This is a genomic window from Mycobacterium basiliense (assembly GCF_900292015.1).
Classification (GTDB): Bacteria; Actinomycetota; Actinomycetes; order Mycobacteriales; family Mycobacteriaceae; genus Mycobacterium; species Mycobacterium basiliense.
Map to the genome: position 1 here is coordinate 4,005,278 of NZ_LR130759.1, position 19,211 is coordinate 4,024,488.

General features: G+C 65.6%; 14 protein-coding genes and 1 pseudogene. 4 read left to right on the forward strand and 11 right to left on the reverse strand.

The features are described 5' to 3' along the window. Nucleotides 1-44 precede the first annotated feature (44 nt). The 3 genes from MB901379_RS16795 to MB901379_RS16805 all read left to right on the forward strand — a co-directional run bounded on the left by MB901379_RS16795 (nucleotide 45) and on the right by MB901379_RS16805 (nucleotide 5,237). Nucleotides 45-1,697, forward strand: coding sequence for an acyl-CoA synthetase (locus tag MB901379_RS16795; RefSeq protein WP_158017660.1), 1,653 nt, complete (start codon nucleotides 45-47; stop codon nucleotides 1,695-1,697). 68 nt (nucleotides 1,698-1,765) lie between these two features. Continuing rightward, nucleotides 1,766-3,013: a cytochrome P450 gene (locus MB901379_RS16800; RefSeq protein ID WP_158017661.1), complete on the forward strand. Its 1,248-nt coding sequence runs from the start codon at nucleotides 1,766-1,768 to the stop codon at nucleotides 3,011-3,013. 214 nt (nucleotides 3,014-3,227) lie between these two features. Further along, nucleotides 3,228-5,237 (forward strand): PE family protein, encoded by a 2,010-nt coding sequence (locus MB901379_RS16805; protein WP_158017662.1) that lies wholly within the window; start codon nucleotides 3,228-3,230, stop codon nucleotides 5,235-5,237. A gap of 133 nt (nucleotides 5,238-5,370) precedes the next feature. Here MB901379_RS16805 and MB901379_RS16810 read toward each other — a convergent pair whose 3' ends face one another. The 9 genes and pseudogenes from MB901379_RS16810 to MB901379_RS16850 all read right to left on the reverse strand — a co-directional run. After that, the gene (locus tag MB901379_RS16810; RefSeq protein WP_158017663.1) at nucleotides 5,371-7,086 is read right to left on the reverse strand and encodes a PE family protein; all 1,716 of its coding nucleotides are present in this window, start codon (nucleotides 7,084-7,086) and stop codon (nucleotides 5,371-5,373) included. A 119-nt stretch (nucleotides 7,087-7,205) separates the two neighbouring features. After that, nucleotides 7,206-8,909: a PE family protein gene (locus MB901379_RS16815; protein WP_158017664.1), complete on the reverse strand. Its 1,704-nt coding sequence runs from the start codon at nucleotides 8,907-8,909 to the stop codon at nucleotides 7,206-7,208. A gap of 229 nt (nucleotides 8,910-9,138) precedes the next feature. Then, nucleotides 9,139-10,320: an acyl-CoA dehydrogenase family protein gene (locus MB901379_RS16820; RefSeq protein WP_158017665.1), complete on the reverse strand. Its 1,182-nt coding sequence runs from the start codon at nucleotides 10,318-10,320 to the stop codon at nucleotides 9,139-9,141. Nucleotides 10,321-10,335: 15 nt separating this feature from the next. Next, nucleotides 10,336-11,388, reverse strand: coding sequence for an acyl-CoA dehydrogenase family protein (locus tag MB901379_RS16825; RefSeq protein WP_158017666.1), 1,053 nt, complete (start codon nucleotides 11,386-11,388; stop codon nucleotides 10,336-10,338). 2 nt (nucleotides 11,389-11,390) lie between these two features. Further along, nucleotides 11,391-12,221, reverse strand: a complete 831-nt coding sequence (locus tag MB901379_RS16830) for an amidohydrolase family protein (protein ID WP_158017667.1) — start codon at nucleotides 12,219-12,221, stop codon at nucleotides 11,391-11,393. After that, nucleotides 12,218-13,846 (reverse strand): acyl-CoA synthetase, encoded by a 1,629-nt coding sequence (locus MB901379_RS16835; protein ID WP_158017668.1) that lies wholly within the window; start codon nucleotides 13,844-13,846, stop codon nucleotides 12,218-12,220. Before MB901379_RS16835 ends, MB901379_RS16830 begins: the two co-directional genes overlap by 4 nt. 15 nt (nucleotides 13,847-13,861) lie before the next feature. Next, complete coding sequence (locus MB901379_RS16840) at nucleotides 13,862-15,064, reverse strand: amidohydrolase family protein (RefSeq protein WP_158017669.1); 1,203 nt, start codon at nucleotides 15,062-15,064, stop codon at nucleotides 13,862-13,864. An 18-nt stretch (nucleotides 15,065-15,082) separates the two neighbouring features. Then, nucleotides 15,083-15,919: an enoyl-CoA hydratase gene (locus tag MB901379_RS16845; protein ID WP_158019259.1), complete on the reverse strand. Its 837-nt coding sequence runs from the start codon at nucleotides 15,917-15,919 to the stop codon at nucleotides 15,083-15,085. Between the two features lie 188 nt (nucleotides 15,920-16,107). Then, nucleotides 16,108-16,617, reverse strand: a pseudogene (locus MB901379_RS16850) (dihydrodipicolinate synthase family protein); the annotation flags it as partial. A 181-nt stretch (nucleotides 16,618-16,798) separates the two neighbouring features. On the opposite strand from MB901379_RS16850, the gene MB901379_RS16855 reads away from it, so the two are divergent. Then, complete coding sequence (locus MB901379_RS16855) at nucleotides 16,799-17,602, forward strand: TetR/AcrR family transcriptional regulator (RefSeq protein WP_158019260.1); 804 nt, start codon at nucleotides 16,799-16,801, stop codon at nucleotides 17,600-17,602. An 11-nt stretch (nucleotides 17,603-17,613) separates the two neighbouring features. Here MB901379_RS16855 and MB901379_RS16860 read toward each other — a convergent pair whose 3' ends face one another. Continuing rightward, on the reverse strand, nucleotides 17,614-18,516 hold the full coding sequence (locus MB901379_RS16860) for an enoyl-CoA hydratase/isomerase family protein (protein WP_158017670.1): 903 nt from the start codon (nucleotides 18,514-18,516) through the stop codon (nucleotides 17,614-17,616). Next, nucleotides 18,513-19,193 carry a hotdog family protein gene (locus MB901379_RS16865; RefSeq protein WP_158017671.1) on the reverse strand — a complete coding sequence of 227 codons (681 nt, stop codon included), beginning with the start codon at nucleotides 19,191-19,193 and terminating at the stop codon, nucleotides 18,513-18,515. Before MB901379_RS16865 ends, MB901379_RS16860 begins: the two co-directional genes overlap by 4 nt. Nucleotides 19,194-19,211: the final 18 nt, after the last annotated feature.

Genomic DNA, 19,211 nt, shown 5'->3' on the forward strand with positions numbered 1-19,211 from the left:
CATCGCGAGTGCGATTCTGTGTCTGCTCGGCAGAAAGGGGAACCGTGTCCATGACCGCAACCCAATTCACGGTGCCCGCCGTCGCCAGTGCCGTCGCGGCCGCGATTGGCGACCGAGATCTGATCATCCAGGGCGGCCGGCGGCACAGCTACCGACAAATCCTCGAACGATCTCGCCGGCTCGCCTCATACCTGCACGCGCAGGGCCTGGGCTGCCACACCGAGCGACCCGGTCTTGCCGGCCACCAGGTGGGACAAGATTTGCTCGGCATCTATGCCTACAACGGCAACGAGTTCGTCGAAGCCTTGTTCGCCACGTTTGCGGCCCGGGTCGCCCCGTTCAACGTCAACTTCCGGTATGTAAAAAACGAGCTGCAGTACCTGTTGGCAGATGCGGGCGCAACCGCGCTGATCTACCACGCCGCGTTCGCGCCGCGGGTGGCCGAGGTCCTGCCAGCTCTGCCCCAGCTACGGGTGCTGATTCAGATCGCCGACGGCTCGGACAACGACTTGTTAGGCGGCGCGGTGGATTACGAGTGCGCCTTGGCCAACAGCTCGCCCGCACCACCGCCGGTGGAGCCCTCACCCGACGATCTCTACGTCCTCTACACCGGCGGCACCACCGGCATGCCGAAGGGCGTGTTGTGGCGCCAACATGACATCTTCATGACATCGTTCGGTGGCCGTGATCTTTACAGCGGTCAGCCGGCCGAATCCGTCGACGAGATCGTGGCACGCACGACAGCGGGGCCGGGCACCAAGCTAATGGTGTTGCCACCGCTGATCCATGGCGCCGCACAATGGACGGTAATGACCGCATTGACCACCGGGCAGTCGGTGGTCTTTCCCTCGGTCGTCGATCATTTGGACGCGCAGGACGTCGTACACACCATCGAACGCGAGCGCGTGTCGGTGCTAACAGTCGTCGGCGACGCGATAGCGCGACCATTGGTCGCGGCCATCGAGCAGGGCAACGCCGACGTGTCGTCGCTGGCCGTGGTTGCCAATGGCGGCGCGCTACTGACGCCGTACGTCAAGCAACGATTGATCGAGGCACTGCCCAACGCGGTCGTCGTCGATGGCGTCGGATCGTCGGAGACCGGCGCGCAGATGCACCATCTCTCCACGTCGGGTGCGGTATCGACCGGCACGTTCAACCCCGGGCCGGATACCTTCGTAGCCGCCGAGGACTTGTCCGCAATCCTGCCCCCGGGCCACGAAGGGATCGGCTGGCTGGCCCAACGTGGCCATGTGCCGTTGGGTTACAAGGGCGATGCAGCCAAGACCGCGGCGACCTTCCCGGTGATCGGCGGCGTGCGGTACGCGGTTCCCGGAGACCGGGCTCGCCATCGCGCTGACGGATGCATTGAGCTGTTGGGGCGCGATTCGGCAACCATCAACTCCGGCGGCGAGAAAATCTTTGCCGAGGAGGTCGAAACCGCCATCGCGTCTCATCCCGCGGTGGCCGACGTGGTGGTCGCCGGACGGCCCAGCGAGCGTTGGGGCCAAGAAGTCGTCGCTGTGGTCGCGCTGGATGCCGGTGCCGACGCCGACGCCGGGGAGCTGGTGGCGCATGCCGCGAAATCGCTGGCTCGCTACAAACTTCCCAAGGCGATCGTGTTTCGCGCGGCCATCGAGCGAAGTCCATCGGGCAAAGCGGATTACCGATGGGCGCGCGAGCAGGCGGCAACCGGCTGAGCTTGCCATATTGCCTACTGTAGTAATTACAGTATGATCTCCTACAGGGCTAGTGCGCTGGAGATCAGGTGACGAGTCAAGTTCATACCGCCGCCGGTACCGGCGACGATCACAGCTTCGATCCGCGCAATCCGTATCCGTTTTTCGCTCGAAAGCGAAAGGCCGGCAGCGTATTTCAAGGAACTGTCTTGGACTACTCAAAGACGCCCGAGTCCATGCGACCCAAGCGCGAGTTCTCGGCCATGTCGTTTGCCGCAGTCAACAAGGTCTTCCGGGATAGTCAGGTCTACACCTCCGAGACGTACGACACCACAATTGGCCTGTTCATGGGACCGACCATCCTTGCGATGACCGGCACCAAGCACCGCGCCCACCGCAACTTGGTCTCCGCTGCTTTCAAGTCAAAGACGCTGACGCGTTGGGAGCCGGCAATCATCCGGCCGATCTGCAATGCGTTGATCGACGACTTCATCAACGACGGTAGAGCAGATTTGGTCCGGGACTTCACCTTCGAGTTTCCGACCCGGGTCATCGCCAAACTGCTGGGGTTGCCGGACGAAGACCTGGTGATGTTCCACAAGTGGGCCGTCCAGTTGATCAGCTACGCCGTCAACCACGAGCTGGCCTTCGAAGCGTCTGCGGCGCTCAAAGCATACTTTCTCGGCCAGATCGACGAACGCAAGGCCAAGCCCACCCGGGACATTATCGGCGATCTGGTCACCGCTGAGATCGCGGGCGGAAAGCTCAGCGACGAGGCCATTTACTCGTTCCTGCGCCTGCTCTTGCCAGCCGGGTTGGAAACCACCTACCGGTCCGCGGGCAACCTGCTCTACCTATTGCTCTCCCACCCAGAGCAGTTCGCTGTCCTAGCCGGCCATCGTGAGCTGATACCCCAAGCCATCGAAGAAGGGTTGCGTTATGAAACACCGTTGACCACGGTGCAGCGGTTTACCACCCGAGACACCGAGCTGGAAGGCGTAGCGATTCCGGCGCGTTCGGTCGTCGGGGTCTGCATGGGTTCGGCGAATCGGGATGAGCGGCGTTGGAATCGTGCCGAAGAATTCGACATCTTCCGCGAACACATCCCCCATATCTCCTTCGCGGCCGGCGAACATACCTGTTTAGGGCTGCACCTTTCGCGGCTGGAAACCCGGGTCGCACTTGACTGTCTGCTCACTCGGTTGACCAACGTGCACTTGATCACCGATGAAGACCCGCACATCCACGGTCAGCCGTTCCGCTCCCCGACAGCACTGCCGGTGACATTTGAAGCCACGAAGGCAGGGCGCTCACCGGCTACCCGACGGCGGTGCTGAACATCAGGAGCGCACGGCACGGCCCGAGCGCACCGATATTGCTGATCGGCCAATACCACTACCAAATCTCTGCAATTGATTTGTAAACGGTATGTATTCGCCCATTACCGCGCGCGAATAGCCACCCATGAAATCGTGCCAAAAGAGAATATTCGCCCAGGCTGCATGCAAACATCGGGTAACACGCGTCCTTTTTTGCAGTGGGAGGTAGCAGGTGTCGTACGTAATCGCCGCGCCAGAAGCGTTCGCAGCGGTGGCCTCGGACTTGTCCGGTATCGGGTCGGGTATCACCCAAGCCAACGCGGCAGCGGCGGGCCCAACCACGACGATCCTGGCCGCCGGGGCCGATGAGGTGTCGGCGGCCGTCGCGGCGCTGTTCGGCGAGCACGCCCAGACCTATCAGGCGCTCGGCATGCGGTTGGCATCCTTTCACGAGCAGTTCGTCCAGTCGCTGACCGCCAGCGCCGGTGCTTATGCCGGCGCCGAGGCCGCCGCTGCGGCACCGTTGCAGGGCCTCCTCGACCTGATAAATGCGCCCACCCAGCTGTTGTTGGGGCGTCCGTTGATTGGCAACGGCGCCAACGGAGCACCCGGGACGGGACAGGCCGGCGGGGACGGAGGCCTGCTATACGGCAACGGCGGCGCCGGCGGGTCGGGCGGCGCTGGCCAGGCCGGTGGCGCCGGCGGGGCCGCCGGCCTGTTCGGAAACGGCGGAGCGGGTGGCGCTGGGGGTGACTCGATTGGCGGCACCGCGGGCGCCGGCGGTGTCGGCGGCACCGCCGGACTGTTGTACGGCACCGGCGGCACCGGTGGCGCCGGCGGCCTCGGTGGCGGCGGTATCGGTGGGGCGGGCGGTGCCGGCGGGTCCGGCCTGTTGTTCGGCTTCGGCGGCGTCGGCGGCACCGGCGGATTGGGCGAAGACGTCGGCGGGGTCGGCGGGGCCGGCGGCAACAGCGGGCTATTCCAGCTGTTCGGCACCGGCGGCGCCGGCGGCCTCGGCGGGCTTGCCGAGGGTGGAAGCAGCGCCGCCGGGGCCGGCGGAGCGGGCGGAGCCGGCGGGCTGTTCAACGCCGGTGGTGCCGGCGGCGACGGCGGGTACGGCCTCGACGGCGCCACCGGTGGGATGGGCGGCGCCGGCGGGGCCGGTGGCCTGCTGACCGGTAATGGCGGCGCGGGTGGCGTCGGCGGGCAGAGCGACGGGGCAGGCGGGGCCGGCGGCGTCGGCGGCGCGGGCGGGCTGTTCGGCTCGGGCGGGGCCGGCGGCGCCGGCGGCGCCAGCGCCGGGTTCAGCTTCAACGACAACGCGATCGCAGCGGCCGGAGGCGATGGTGGCGCTGGCGGCGCCGGCGGCATATTCGGTTCTGGTGGGACCGGCGGTGCCGGCGGCGCCGGCGAGATCAGCACGGGCGCCAACTCGACGGGCGGAGCTGGCGGTGCCGGCGGAGCCGGCGGGGCAGCAGGCCTGCTCGGGTCGGGCGGCTCCGGCGGCAGCGGCGGAACCGGCGGGCAAAGCACCGGCGACGGCTCAACCGCCGGGACCGGTGGGATCGGCGGCAGCGGCGGAACCGGCGGGCTGTTCGGGCCCGGCGGGTCGGGCGGCGCCGGCGGCACCGGCGGACAGAGCAGCGGGGTCGGCTCGACCGATGCCGCCGGTGGTGTTGGCGGCAAGGGCGGTACCGGCGGGCTATTCAGCACGGGCGGCTCCGGTGGCGCCGGCGGAAACAGCGCTGACGGCGGGGACGGCGGTACCGGCGGGCTGTTCGGTTCCGGCGGCTCGGGCGGCGCCGGCGGCAACGGCATCGGCAAGGGCTCGGTCGGCGGGGACGGCGGCAACGGCGGCAACGCCGGCGCATTCTCCGGCTCGGGCGGCTCCGGCGGGGCCGGCGGATTCGGCGATAACAGCGGCGACGGCGGCGACGGCGGCAACGCCGGTCTCCTCTACGGCAACGGCGGCGCCGGCGGCATGGGCGGGACGGCCGTCTCCAGCGACGGCGGGGCCGGCGGGCGCGGCGGCAATGGCGGGCTCATCGGCAACGGGGGCGACGGCGGGGCCGGCGGGCTGAGCTTCTCCACAGCCGGCGGCACCGGCGGCGCCGGCGGCACCGCGCCGCTCGGCAACGGCGGCAACGGTGGCAACGGTGGCAGCGGCAACCCGGCAGGCGCCGGCGGCATCGGCGGTACGGGCGGGCTATTCGGCCAGAGCGGATTCGACGGACTGTCGTAGCCGGCCGTCGACGGGTATTACCTCTTGCAGCGCCCACGGGGGCTGGAGTGGCTGGCGAGTCATTAGCAGGCAGCCAAATCAGCATCGTGCTGACCGGAAAGCGCCACCACCGACACGGCTGCCGGCGCGTGCGCTAGTCCGGACCGTTCGCACCGCGGGCGCCGAACAGGTAACCGCCGGTCCCGCCCGAGCCGCCGGTCCCGCCCTGGCCGGCTCCGGCACCCGCGCCCCCGTTGCCGCCATTGCCGATCATCTGGGCGTCGCCGCCATCACCACCAATACCGCTGCCCGCCGGGGCCACAAAGCCCGCCGGCACGGTACCCGCGTCACCGCCATTGCCGCCGCTGCCGTTAAAGAAGCCGCCACGGCCGCCGTTGCTGCCGTTACTGGTCTGTAGGACCGTTCCGTTCGACCCCGGGGTTCCGGTGTCGCCGCCGGTGCCGCCCGCGCCACCATTGCCGAACAGCCAGGCATCGCCTCCGACGCCCCCGACCGCGCCGGCGCCCGCGTCGCCGCCCTGCAGGGCCGCCCCGCCGCCACCGTTGCCGCCGTTGCCACCGTTGCCGGCGTTGCCGCCGTTGCCGATCATGCCGCTGCGGCCCCCGCTGCCGCCATAGCCGCCATAGCCGCCATGGCCATTGGTGGTCTGACCTATCGGGGCGCTACCACCATCGCCGCCAGCACCGCCGGTGCCGCCGGTCCCGCCGCTGCCAAAGATCAAGCCGCCGTCGCCGCCATATCCGGCGGAGCCGCCGACTCCGCCTTGGCCGCCGAACTGTGAACCGAGGAAGGTAACGGGCTGGCCGGCCCCACCGGTTCCGCCGTTCCCACCGGCTCCACCGTCACCGAACAGTCCCGAGTTGCCTCCGTTGCCGGCTACGCCGCCGACGACAGCACCGCTAGCGCCGTTCAGGGCGTTCCCGTTGGCCACGAAGGACCCGCCGTCACCGCTGTTTCCACCGGCCCCGCCGTTGCCGTAGAGCAATCCGCTGTTTCCGCCGTGACCGCCGTTGCCGCCGACACCGCCGGTGCCGCCCATCTGGCCGGCGACCGTGCCGGCGGTGCCGGCGCCGCCGTCACCGCCAGCACCCCCGGTTCCACCGTGGCCAACGAACAGCCCGCCGCGACCAGCCAAACCCCCTGCGCCGCCGGCGCCGCCATCGTTGCCGGCGTTGAAGCCGGCCGCGCCGGCTACCCCGCCCGCACCGCCGGTTCCGCCGTTTCCGCCCTGGCCAAACAGCCACCCGCCGGCGCCGGCCTGACCGCCATTACCGCCCGCGAAGCCGTCTTGGCCGGTCGCCCCCGACGCACCTATTCCGCCGCTGCCGCCGTCACCCCCATGGCCGATGAGCCCGGCATTCCCACCGCTGCCGCCGGCTTGACCGGCCGCGTTGGTCCCGGCAGCACCCGAACCGCCGTTGCCACCATTGCCCCACAACCAACCGCCATCGCCACCGTTTTGCCCAGTGCCGTCGACGCCGTCGGCACCGTCACCGATCAGCGGACGGCCGGTGAGGGCCTGCACGGGCGAGTTCACCAGACTCTGAAGCTGTTGCATCGGTGAGGCGTTTGCGGCTTCTGCGCTGGCATACTGGCCGGCACCGGCAGTCATCAACTGCACGAATTGCTGATGGAACAACGCCGCCTGCGCGCTCAGCGCCTGATATGCCTGGGCGTGCGCGTCGAACAAACCCGCGATCGTCGCCGAAACCTCATCGGCGCCCGCGGCCAGAATCGCCGTCGTGGGTGCCGCGGCAGCAGCGTTGGCGGAGTTGATCGTCGATCCGATACCCGCCAAATCCGCTGCTGCTGCGGACAAATATTCCGGAACCGCAATCACATACGACAAAAAAACCCTCCCTGACTAGTGCGCTGACCCGACAAATCGCTAGATGGCAAGCGACACCACGACAGCCGTTCGGTCCGACGACTGGAACAGGACCGACGTCGGTATCTTCGGCTCATCGGCTACGGCTGCGATGGACCGTCCGTCCCGCTTTGCCCGAAGAGCAGCCCGCCGTTGCCGCCGGTGCCGCCGGGCTGACCAAGGATTCCCGCCCCACCGTTGCCGCCGTTGCCCACGAGCTGGGCGTTGCCGCCTTGTCCGCCGTAGCCGGAATCGAACCCCGAAGGAAGCCCCGCCGGGGACGCCCCGGCGTCACCGCCGCCGCCGCCGCTACCCCAGAAGAACCCACCGACGCCGCCATCGCCCCCATCACCGGTCGCGATGACGACGCCCGCGTTGCCGGGTAGTCCCGTGATGCCGCCGTCAGCGCCGGCACCACCGTTACCCCACACAAACGCGTCGCCGCCGCGGCCACCGCTGCCACCTGAGCCGGCGTTACCAGCGGTATCGCCGCCGCTGCCACCATTGCCGCCATTCCCGCCGGCCCCGGCGTTACCGCCGTTGCCGACGATCCCGCCCTGGCCGCCCGAGCCGCCATAGCCGCCATGACCACCGGAGCCGTTGTAGGACTGGAAACCGCTCGGGGAGTCTCCACCGTCGGCTCCATCACCGCCGGATCCTCCGGCACCGCCGTTGCCGAAGAAGAACCCACCGTCGCCGCCGCGGCCCCCGCTGCCGCCACCTCCACCGGCGCCCGCACTGAGTCCCTGAGTCGTCACCGACTGGCCGGCTCCCCCCGATCCACCGTCGCCGCCGGCACCACCATTGCCGAAGAACCCGGCGTTCCCGCCGGTACCGCCACTGCCGTTGAAGAAGGCACCGCCAGCGCCGCTCCACGCGTTGGCGTCGGGTACAAACGTCCCGCTGTCGCCGCTGTCACCGCCATCGCCTCCGTTACCGAACAGCCACCCGCCGTGGCCGCCGTTGCCGCCATCTCCGCCGGCGCCTGCGGTACCGGATCTGGGGCCGAGGACGAGGGCGGCGGTGCCGTCCCCTCCGGCGCCGCCGCTACCAGCGCTGCCACCGTCACCGAACAGCAGCCCGCCACGGCCACCGGCCCCGCCAGTGCCGCCGGCTCCGCCGTCGTTGCCGGGATTGTTGCCAGCAGCGGCCATACCAGCCACACCACCAGCGCCGCCAAACCCGCCGTTGCCGCCATGGCCATAAATCAATCCACCGGCGCCACCAAGGCCACCGTTACCTCCGGCTTGGCCGGAGGCACCGACCGCACCCGCGGCCCCGTCCGCTCCGAGACCGCCATGACCCCCGTCGCCGAACAGTCCTGCAGACCCGCCGTTGCCGCCGGCCTGGCCGGTACCCGCCGCGCCAGAACCACCATTGCCCCCATTACCGAGCAACCAGCCACCATCGCCACCGTTGAGCCCGCTTCCGGCCGCCGCGTCGGCGCCGTCACCGATCAACGGACGTCCGGTCAGCGCCTGCACCGGCCCGTTCACCCAATCCAGCAGCCCCATGGGTGCCGCGTTTGCCGCCTCGGCGGCGGCGTACTGACCGGCGCCGGCGGTCATGAGCTGAACAAATTGCTGATGAAACGCCGTCGCCTGAGCACTCAGCGCCTGATATGCCTGCGCGTGCGCGTCGAAAAGTCCAGCGATCGCCGTCGACACTTCATCGGCACCCGCGGGCAGCACCCCGGTGGTGGGGAGCGCCGCTGCGGCGTTGGCCGAGGTGAGCGTCGAACCGATATTCGCTAAATCCGTTGCCGCTGCCGCTACATACTCGGGCACCGCGACCACATAAGACACTAAGAAAACCTCCCAGAACATGGGACTGCTCGGCCGTCGCCCGCTGGGGCAACCGACACGCTAGATACGAAGTGGATGCTAGTGGACCTCGGCGCACGATCTCGTAGATTTGGCGAAATCCATATTGATTAGCAATAGTTTGCGCAGGCATGCGACCCGCGACGCCGACACACCGCTCGCCGGCACTGCCGCCAACGCGTTCACCGTATCGGGGCTCGAGGATTCCAATTCACGTTGCGCGCGAGTAGTTTGGCTTGCCCAGCCCAAGAACGTGCTCGGCGATCATGTTGCGAAATACCTCAAGGGTGCCGCCGTAGATTCCCACCAGCGGGGCGAACCGGTAGACGTACTCGGCGGCGCCGTCGTCGGCCGCACCGTCGGCCCCGAACGGCAGTGCGGCGCCGGTGCCGAGAAGATCCATCAGGTCGGGCGAAACGTCGCGCATCGTTTGTGCGATGGCGACCCGCCCGAAGATGCTTGGCGCGGATAGCGCCGCCTCCATCCGGGCGATGCTGCGGCCTAATCGATACGCCACCGAGCCATCGTCGATCAGACGACGCCCGTCAGGATCTGGCACAGTCGACCGCGCCGCGGCGCGGTCGACCGCTTCGGCCAGGAAACCGGCCTGGTGCATCATGATCGAATTGTCTTGCAATCCATCGGGTGCCGCCGCAACCGCGCCGTGCTCGACATTGAGTGGCTCGCGCAGCACCGTCCAGCCGCCGTTGACATCGCCCAACCGATATTTGTCGTCGACTCGGACGTCGGTGTAATAGACGATGTTGGTGCGGTCACCATCCACGGTCCGGATGCCCTGAATCTCGATACCCGGAGAGTCCAGCGGAACAAGAAACATGGTCAAGCTCTTATGTTTTCGCGCATCAGGGTCCGTGTTGGTGATCAGGAACACGTACTGGCAGTTGTGCGCTCCCGTGGTGAACATCTTCGATCCGTTGATCAGCCAGCTGTCCCCGTCGCGTACCGCGCGGGTTTTGCAGGTGGCCACGTCCGATCCGCCGTCCGGCTCGGTGTAACCCAGGCACAGCCGCACATGCCCGCTGAACACCTTGGGTAGTACCTCCTCTTTGAGTGCGGCCGAGCCGAATTTCGCCACCGACCGCGCCACCATGGCGGTGGTCCCCCAGGTCACCCACGGCACGTGCGCACGCCGCTTCTCCAACTCCCAGATCCGTCGTTGCGTCCGGCTGAGACCGCCCTCGGACTCTGGCTTCCATTCGGCTGCCAAATAACCTGCGGCGCCGAACTTCAGGTGGAGGCCTTCATCGAAGTTGTCGCCCGTCTCCCGGTCGTGACGATGGACCTCTTCGGTGACGTGAGTGGCCAGGAACCTAAGCCCCTCGGCGCGGAAGGCCTGGTCCGCATCGGACAGCTCGACCCTGGAGAAATCCATCGTTTGGCTCCTGTCCTAGACGCCAGCACCCTCGCGGGCGGCCACGATTTCGCCGATGCGCTGGGCGCTGGCACCGGGATCGCCGCCGGCCAGCGGCCACCCCCTGGCACGTACCAAATACGCGGTTGCCGCGGCTTCGGCCGAAACCCCAAGACCCCCTTGAATGTGCACCGCCATGGTCGCCGCTTTGACCCCCTCCTCAGCCATGAACACGAACGCCGAGAGCGCCAACTCCGGCCTTTCCTCGGGTTCGTTGTCCAGGAACCAAGCCGCACGCCGAACCAGGTTGCGGCCACCGCGCACGGTGATAGCCATGTTCGCCAGCGGATGGGAGATAGCCTGCAACGTCGCGATGGGAACGCCCAGCGTGTAGCGGGTCTTGGCGAACTCCGCGGCGATGGTCATGGTCTCCTCCACCAGGCCCACCAGCGCCGCTGCGGTCAACAATCGCCACTCATCCAATGCGCGAGCATAGCTCGCCATCGCGGATGGCCCTTGAGCAACGAGCACCCGCAAATCCGCTGTGTCCGGATCCACCCAGGCCATCGGCAGCCGGCCGATGTTGTCTACCTTCGCCGGCCGACTGCTGTAGGACAGCCGCACGACCTTGTCGCCGTCCCGGACCAGGATATGATCAGCAAGCGATCCCGTCGGGATCAACCGAGGGCCTGGCACCTCGTCGATGCGTGGATCGAAGGCAGCGATTTGCTCCCCGCTGACCACCGACGCGGTCTGCGCATCAAGTTCTCCCGCACGCGCCAAAAGCCTTCCGGCGCAAACATGGTCGATCCACGGCACCGGCGCCAAGGCACGACCGATCTCTTCAGCCACCAGGGTCAGGTCGACCAGCGTCGCTCCGTCACCGCCGCTGGACTCGGGAAGTGCCATGGTGGTGGCGCCCATGGCGCACAACCTTTCCCACAGGTTTTTGTCGAATCCGGTCGGCTCGGCCGCGCGGACCGTCTCGATCGGACAGTGGGTCTTGAAGAACTGTCTATACGCCGTCTGCACGGCTACGTGGTCCCCGGACAAACTGTAGTCCAGCCTGCGCAGTTCGAAACGGTCCATCGTCAGTGCTCCTCACCGAAGAAGAATTCCCGTGCGTTGCCGCACAGATAGTTGTCCAGCACGTTGGGGGGCAGATCCAGCGCAAGTGCCTCGGGTATGACCCTGCGCATCGGTAGTACCGGCCAATCCGACGCGAAGATCACCTTGTTCTTGCCCCGCGTCCGCATGAAATGCAGCAGGCTTTCCGGAAGTCTCTTGGGCGACCAGGCCGATGTCATCAGCCGCAGATTGGCGTACTTGAGCAGCAGGCGGATCGCCACATCCCACCATGGATCGGCACCATGGATCATGCATAGCCGAAGCTCCGGAAATCGGACACACACCCGGTCGAGATGCATGGGATGCTGGACCTCCCCGGGAATCGGTGGTCCGGGGATTCCGGTATTAACACAGAGCGGAAGCTCGAGTTCAGCGCATTTGGCATAGAGCGGGTAGTACACGGCATCGCTGGGTGGATATTGTCCGTCACCCCAAAAGCTAGGCCCCACAACGGCATATGCGACCGGAAGCGCTTTGACCAGCGCGCTCAATTCGCGCAACGATCGTACCGGGCGCAGCAGTCTGACCCCGCCCATGGCCAGCGCAAACCGATCCGGTTTGGCTTCGACGAACTTGCGCGCCGTGCTGGACGGATTGGCCAGCGAGTCCATCAAGATTGCTTTCCGCACACCCTGCTCGTCCATCTCGGCCAGCAGTTCGGCCAGGCCGACCTGCGCAAACACCGACTCCGGTCGGTTGAAATAGTCGTCGCGGACCTTCAGCATCCAGTTAGGCTGAGATTCGGCTTCGCCGAAGTGAACATTCACCAGGCAGTCAATGGCAGTGTGAGTCATCCTAATTCCTTTGCCGAAAGCTGTTGTTCGGCTAGCTGTTTAGCCCACCGATAGTTTGGCTTTCCGTTGCCCAGCCGCTCAATCTGCTTGACGAAGATAAGCGCCTTGGGCGCCTTGAAGTGCGCCAGCCGCGAAATACAGCAGGCGTAGAGATCGTGCTCATCGGCGCTGACCCCCGGATGTGTGGCCACCAGCCCGACAACCTCTTGGCCCCAACGCTCGCTGGACCGTCCAACCACCAACGCGTCGGCAACGTCGGGATGCGCCCGCAGCACCTCCTCGACCTCTTCGACGAATACCTTTTCGCCACCGGTGTTCACCACCAGCGAGTCGCGACCAAGCAGGCGGATGCTACCGTCCGCCTCGATGGTGGCCCGGTCTCCGGGTATGACGACGCGTCGCCCTTCGATTTCGGGAAATGTACGTTGGGTAGCCTCCGCGTCGTTGAAGTAGCCGAGCGGGATCCGTCCCATCCTTGCCGCCCAACCGATCTCGCGCTCGCCCGGCCGTAGAAAGCGGGTGCGATCGGCGGAGGCAATCGCTCCGCCCGATCTCATTTCGAAGGCCTCGCTCGCAACTCCGCCGCGACTGTGACCAAAAGCCATGTTACCGGTTTCCGATGACCCATAGCCCTCGATGATCGTCACGTGCGGCAAGCATTCCATCAGTGCCCGTTTGTATTTCGGGTTTGTGGCAGCACCGCCGGTGCCAATCGCCTGCAGAGCAGATAGCCCATAGGGATGCGCCCGCAGTTCGGCGATCAGTGGACCGGCGTACGCATCACCGACCATGGTGACCATGCTCACCCCTTCGCGCTCCGCGGTTGCCCATACCGACCTCACGTCGAACTTTCTGCGGTCGTCGTACAACACCACGGGCACCCCGTTGAGGAAAGCGGAGAACGCGGTCCACATGCCGGCCGCGTGCATCAGCGGTGACACCGCGAACCACGGCCGACCGCTGCCGCGAATCTTCTGGTGGATCTCGTCAACGTGAGCGTGATCGGCCCCCACCATAGACGCCACGTACATGTCGCCCTGGCGCCATAGCACGCCCTTGGGGCGCCCCGTGGTTCCGCCGGTGCACATCATGATCAGGTCATCCGGCGACCCGGCCACCGACAGTTGCGGATCGCCGGCGGCCAGCACGTCGTCCAACGGAACCGCACCGGGAAGCGGTGGCGCATCGCTTCCGTCCTCTATCGAGATCATCAGCTCCGCTCCGGCGGACGGCAGCACTTCACCGAACCGCGCACCGAGGCAGCGGTGATAGATGACGACGCGGGGCCGCACGTAGTCGAGTAGGTCACTGATCTCGCCCGCCAAGTAGTAATGGTTCACGTTGACCGGGACAGCACGAGCCTTCAAACAACCGATCACCATGTCGGGGTAGAGGTCGTTGAACATGATGAGGGCCACCCGGTCCTGTCCGCATTCCCAGCGCTGCAGCTCCGAACGCTCGCGGTGAATCCCAATGCCTTTGTCGCCGAGGTAACTTGCCAATCGGGTGGTTCGCTGTGCCGACTCGGCGAAGGTGCTTCGCCGAGCGTCGCATACGGTCATCAGACGGTCGGGAATCACGTCCGCGATGGCGTCGAGGACGGCACCGATGGTCCATTCGGTCACGAGGCGCGAGCCGACCTAGGCCATCGCAGCGACATGCGCGCCCAGGAAGTCCAATGCATTGTCGCGCATTATCTTCCGGACATCTTCGGCGCTGAAGCCGGATAGTTCACCGGTGAACGAAAGTGGTGACTCCAGGCCTTCGCCGTGCGGCCAGTCGGATCCGAACATAATGCGGTCGACGCCGATCCGCGCGGCGAGCGTCGAAAGGTCTTCTTCGTAGTAGGGCGCCACCCAGACGTGTTGACGCAAGGTGTCGACCGGGTCGTTGGGAAACCAACGAGGTTGTTGGTTAGCCACCTTCTTCAACCGTTTGGCGAGGCGGTGCACCCATTCTGAACCGTTCTCGATGCTGGCCACCCGAAGCCTCGGGTGGCGATCGAATACACCGTGCACAATCAGGGAGGCCATCGTGTCGTGAATGGCGCGGTCGTCAACCAGAATCTTGTCGAGTGGATCGGGTGCGGCAAAGGCTTCGAAAGTATCCTTGCCGCCCCACATTCCGGCGATCTTCAGATATCCGCTATCGCCCAGGTGGAAGGCCACCGGCACATTCGCCTCGGCCAACCGGGCCCAGACCGGATCGTTTGACTTATTCCCAAGTGATCGGTTTTTTGGGACACCCGGCACCGGGGCGGGCCGCACATGGACCAACCGAGCGCCGCGTTCGAGCACAAAGTCGACTTCCTCGACCGCCCGCTGCGGATCGGTGAGGGAAATCATCGGCGCGGCGAGGATCCGGTGGTCGTCTCGATCGAAGCCCCAGTCCTCATCCAGCCACAGATTGAAAGCGTGCAGCGATGCCATCGTTGCCTCGGCATCGTCTTTGAGCGCTTCCTCCACCCCGCAACCAAACGTCGGGAACATGATCGCCGTCTCGATGCCCTGGCCGTCGATCACCGCCGCGCGGGCGTCCCGGTCCTGGTATTCCGGTCGCAGCTCGAGCTGCTCGACTTGCATCAACGATGCCGGATCGACGCCCTCGGGAATTTCGCCGCGAAACAGCAGATCCAAGCATCCCGGCACGATGATCGGATCGAAGGTGGGATTGGGAACGAATCGGTTGACCCGGTCACCGATGATCGCCTGGGTGTGTCGCCCGTCACTAAACATTTGCACACCGCGGCGCCGAAACTTCTTGTCCAAGTGCCGGGTAAAGGCATCCAGCGGTTCGTAGTAGTGGTTGTCGACATCGATCGCCTTGTAGCTCAAGTTACCCATGTTCATCCTTTCGGGGCATCAAGCATCGGACGCGGAGAGCGAAGGAAACTCCGGCGGCCGTTTTTCCAGGAAGCTCACGATTCCCTCGATGACGTCCGGTCTCGGCATTGCCTCGTGCAGGAGAACTTCGGCGCGTGATGTGGCTTCCACGACATCGCGAGTGGCGTCACCATAGACCTGTCGCTTGATCACCGCCATCGAGGCCGGCGAACAATTTTGAGCGACGTCTTCTGCGTATGCGATAGCGCGCTGCAGCAATTCGTCCGGGGCGACGACTTCCTTGACCAGCCCCAATTCGGCCGCCTCGTCAGCGAGAAAGGTCCGGCCGCTCAGCAGCAGGTCAAGGGCGACACCCAGGCTGGTCAACCGCGGAAGTATCCAAGAAATGCCGAACTCGGCAATCAGTCCGCGGCGGGCGAACACCGCGGCGAACTTGGCGCCGGAGGCCGCGAATCGCACATCGCACATCAGCGCCTGGGTAAGGCCAATGCCAACGCAGGACCCATTGATGGCGGCGATCACCGGTTTGCGGAGCATGGTGACGAAGTGGGGCGGACGGTCACCGACCAGGTCGGCGAGGTTGGTCTGCTTCGCCTTGTCCATGGTCGCGCCGTACCCCGCCACCGATTCCGGCGAACCTAGATAGGCGCCGGCGCAGAAACCCCGGCCTCGACCGGTCAGCACGATCGCCCGGATACCGGGATCCTGTTCTGCGCGATCGATGGCGGTGTAGAACCCGGCGGCGATGTCGCGCCCCCAAGCGTTGAGGCGATCCGGGCGATTGAACGTGATGATTGCGATCCCACTCGGGGTGGCCTCATAGAGCACCGCGTCTTGGGCTTCGGCGGTACTCATCGGTATCTCCCTGCCCTTGGTTGCCGGACAACAGCGTCCCCTGAACACATACTGTATACCTATCGGTAGTGCATTCCACAACGGCCGCACGGGCCGCGAGGGATGGCGAATTCGCCCTCGTCGAAGGGCAATTCTTCGGTCACACATCGTAAGCCCGAGACGGCCGTAGGCGTTGTCGATCTGCGCCTTGGCCTCGGGTGGTAATTCGGCCTGCGGCGACCGGGAGTGCGGAAATAACCCGATGGGCAGCCCCAGTAACGACGCCGCGTACTTGAACGCGCCACCCAGAACCTCAGCACGCCTTCGCCTCCGTGAACTTCCATCACCGGTGTCTGCAGGTAGGCGATATCGGCGCTCGTCTGCTGGGCGTGCAACGTCAACTCCAGACAGTCGTTGGCCGTCATGGCCGAGGTGCAGGCTTGGACAATGACGTCGGAATTGGCGCGGCGCCCTTCGTCGATCGCGACTTCGAGCAAGCTCTTCCGCTCGTCGAGAGTCAACGACCAGAACTCGGCAATGCCACTGGTACACCACAACATTGGGTGCCCCATATCGCTAACGCAATAGCGAACCAAGGTGCTATACGCATCCCAGTCGATGTCGTCACCATCAGCCCCGCACAACAGCGTGTACAACGAATCGCCGATACCCCGCAATGCACCTGGTGCCCAGGCACGCGCCTCGCCAGCAGTTGTCACTGCTACCTGCGCCCGGTCATGTTCGCCCGCCCAGCCGGTTATACCAAAACGCCTACGATAGGTATTACAGTAACAAAGGTAACGATGCCCCGACGCAGCGCTGGGCAGGCCCGTCTGGATGGCCACCGGTAAGGTTGACGGTCCGAACCTATCCGGGACCGCACACGTAGCACAGATCTTGATGGAGGTGCCCGTAGTGGCAAAGCAGGCGACCGCCGACAAGCGTCAGCGACGCGAACGCGGTTCCATCAACCCTGACGACATCATCGCCGGAGCCTTCGAACTCGCAGAACAGGTATCTATCGACAACCTGAGCATGCCGCTGCTGGGCAAACACCTTGGCGTCGGTGTCACCAGCATCTACTGGTACTTCCGGAAGAAGGACGATCTGCTCAACGCGATGACCGACCGTGCCCTGCGCAAGTACGTCTTCGCCACTCCGTACGTGGAGGCCAACGACTGGCGGGAGACGTTGCGCAATCACGCGCGCCTGATGCGTAAAACCTTCATGGGCAACCCAATACTGTGTGACCTGATTCTGATCCGGTCGGCGCTCAGCCCGCGAGCGGCCCGCCTCGGCGCCCAGGAGATGGAGCGAGCAATCGCCAATCTGGTGGAGGCAGGCCTATCCCCGGAGGACGCCTTCGACACCTACGCCGCAGTCTCGATTCACGTCCGCGGATCTGTGGTGCTGCACCGGCTTTACGAGAAGAACCAATCGGCCGACAACGGACCCCGTGCAATCGAAGACGCCATGCACATCGACCCCGAAACCACCCCACTGCTTGCGCAAGTTACCGGCAAGGGGCACCGCATCGCCACCCCGGATGAAGCCAACTTTGAATACGGGCTCAACTGCATCCTCGACCATGCCGGCCGACTGATTGAGCAGCGGTCGAAATCAACCAAGTCGGCATCGTCGCGAGCACGCAAGGCGGCCAAATCTGCCACTTCGCGGACACGGGCAAAGCCCGCCACTCGCTAGTCACACCGGCATCAAGCCTCTGGTTCCGGTACGTGAAAATAGTCGTCGCGCAACCGGAAAGCCTCTTTAGTCCCGTGCTCGGCACGCGTCTTGACGAAGTTGAACTCACCGGGTGTGAACTGCAGGTTGGTGCCGAAGGCGTGGAACAGGTAGCTTGCGACTTCCTCACCATGGTATGCCTGGGTTTGCTCAACCAAGCGAAACGCTTCCTTGGCAATGACGACTCCGTCGGCGGGCATTTTGGCCGCCTTCTCGGCCCAATATCTGGCTCGCGCTGCAACGGATTCGGGATCCGTTGTCTCAGTGAATATTCCGAGGTGCTCTACGTCGCCCGCCGCGATGATGTCGCCGGTCAGCAGCAGACGCCGGGCCAACACCGGCCCCAGCCGGTAGAAAAACATGTGCAGGCTGCCCAGTGCCGGCCCCAGGAAACGCGTCGCCGGCATACCGATCTTTGTGTCTCGGGCGATGACCGCGATATCGGTCATCAGTGCCATCTCGAAGCCACCGCCCAGCGCGTGGCCGGCGATCTCCCCCACCGTCACTTTCGGAAAGCCCATGAAATTATGGTAGAAACTAAATGCCCTGCGGTCCACGGCAAGTCGACGACGTTGACTTGGACGGCGCCGGGCTTCCGACTCTTGCGGCCGGTCCGTTGACGCCTCCCGGCCGTACCACTGGTACGCGTTGTTCATGTCCGCGCCGGTGCTAAAGACTCCGCCCGCGCCCCGCAAGAGCACCACCGTGAGGTCGTCGTTGTCGGCCACGCTGTCCAAACAGCACGCGATCGCATCGCGCATCGCGGCGTCATACGAGTTGCGCTGTTGCGGATTGTTCAACGTTATCGTCGCGATTCGGCGGTCGGGATCCACGTCCAAAAGCACGCGACCGTCCGAGGTACCTGGGTCGGTCATGAGTCGGGCTCCTTTCGCCGCCTTGCGAATTGCGAGGGGGCAAGCCCTTCCGGCTGTGAGACCACAGTATCAACCTCGCCGATGCAGAGCACTTCGTCGTCGTGCAGCAGCCGCGCGGTCGCGTTGACACCTCGTTGCGTCTGCGAGCGCACAATCTCGAAGCGCAGCTCGGTCAGTACCGGTGTCGGCCTACGGAACGTCACCGCAAGAGACCTTGTCTTTCCGGACAGGGCGCTAACGCAACTATGGTGCTGCACAACGCAATCAAAGAATACGCCGAGAAAGCCTCCGTGCACCAGGCCCGGAGGTCCCTCGTAGACCAATGGGAAGGTGACCCGGCCACAGGCCTTTTCGATGTCGAGCTGATCGAACCGGTACTCGGGGAAGCAGGGATTGTACGCGCCGATATCGGTGGCGTGGTCGAGGTAGATACGTCGGGTGGCGTCACCGGACCCACCCATGCGGGGCACACTATCCGGCCGAGCAGTCGCCGCTAGGTCCTCCTCCCATTCGGCGAACCGCGTGACCATGACATCCACAGTCGGGTGCGGGTGTTCCAGCGCCAGCAGCAGCGAGGACAGCCGGCGAATGGCACCGGCCGCGGCGACGGTCTGAGCAAGTGGGGCCTCGCCGAATCCCGCAACGCCGGCGTCTCCACGAGGTGCGCCTTCAGCCATGCGACCCTCTTTCACCGG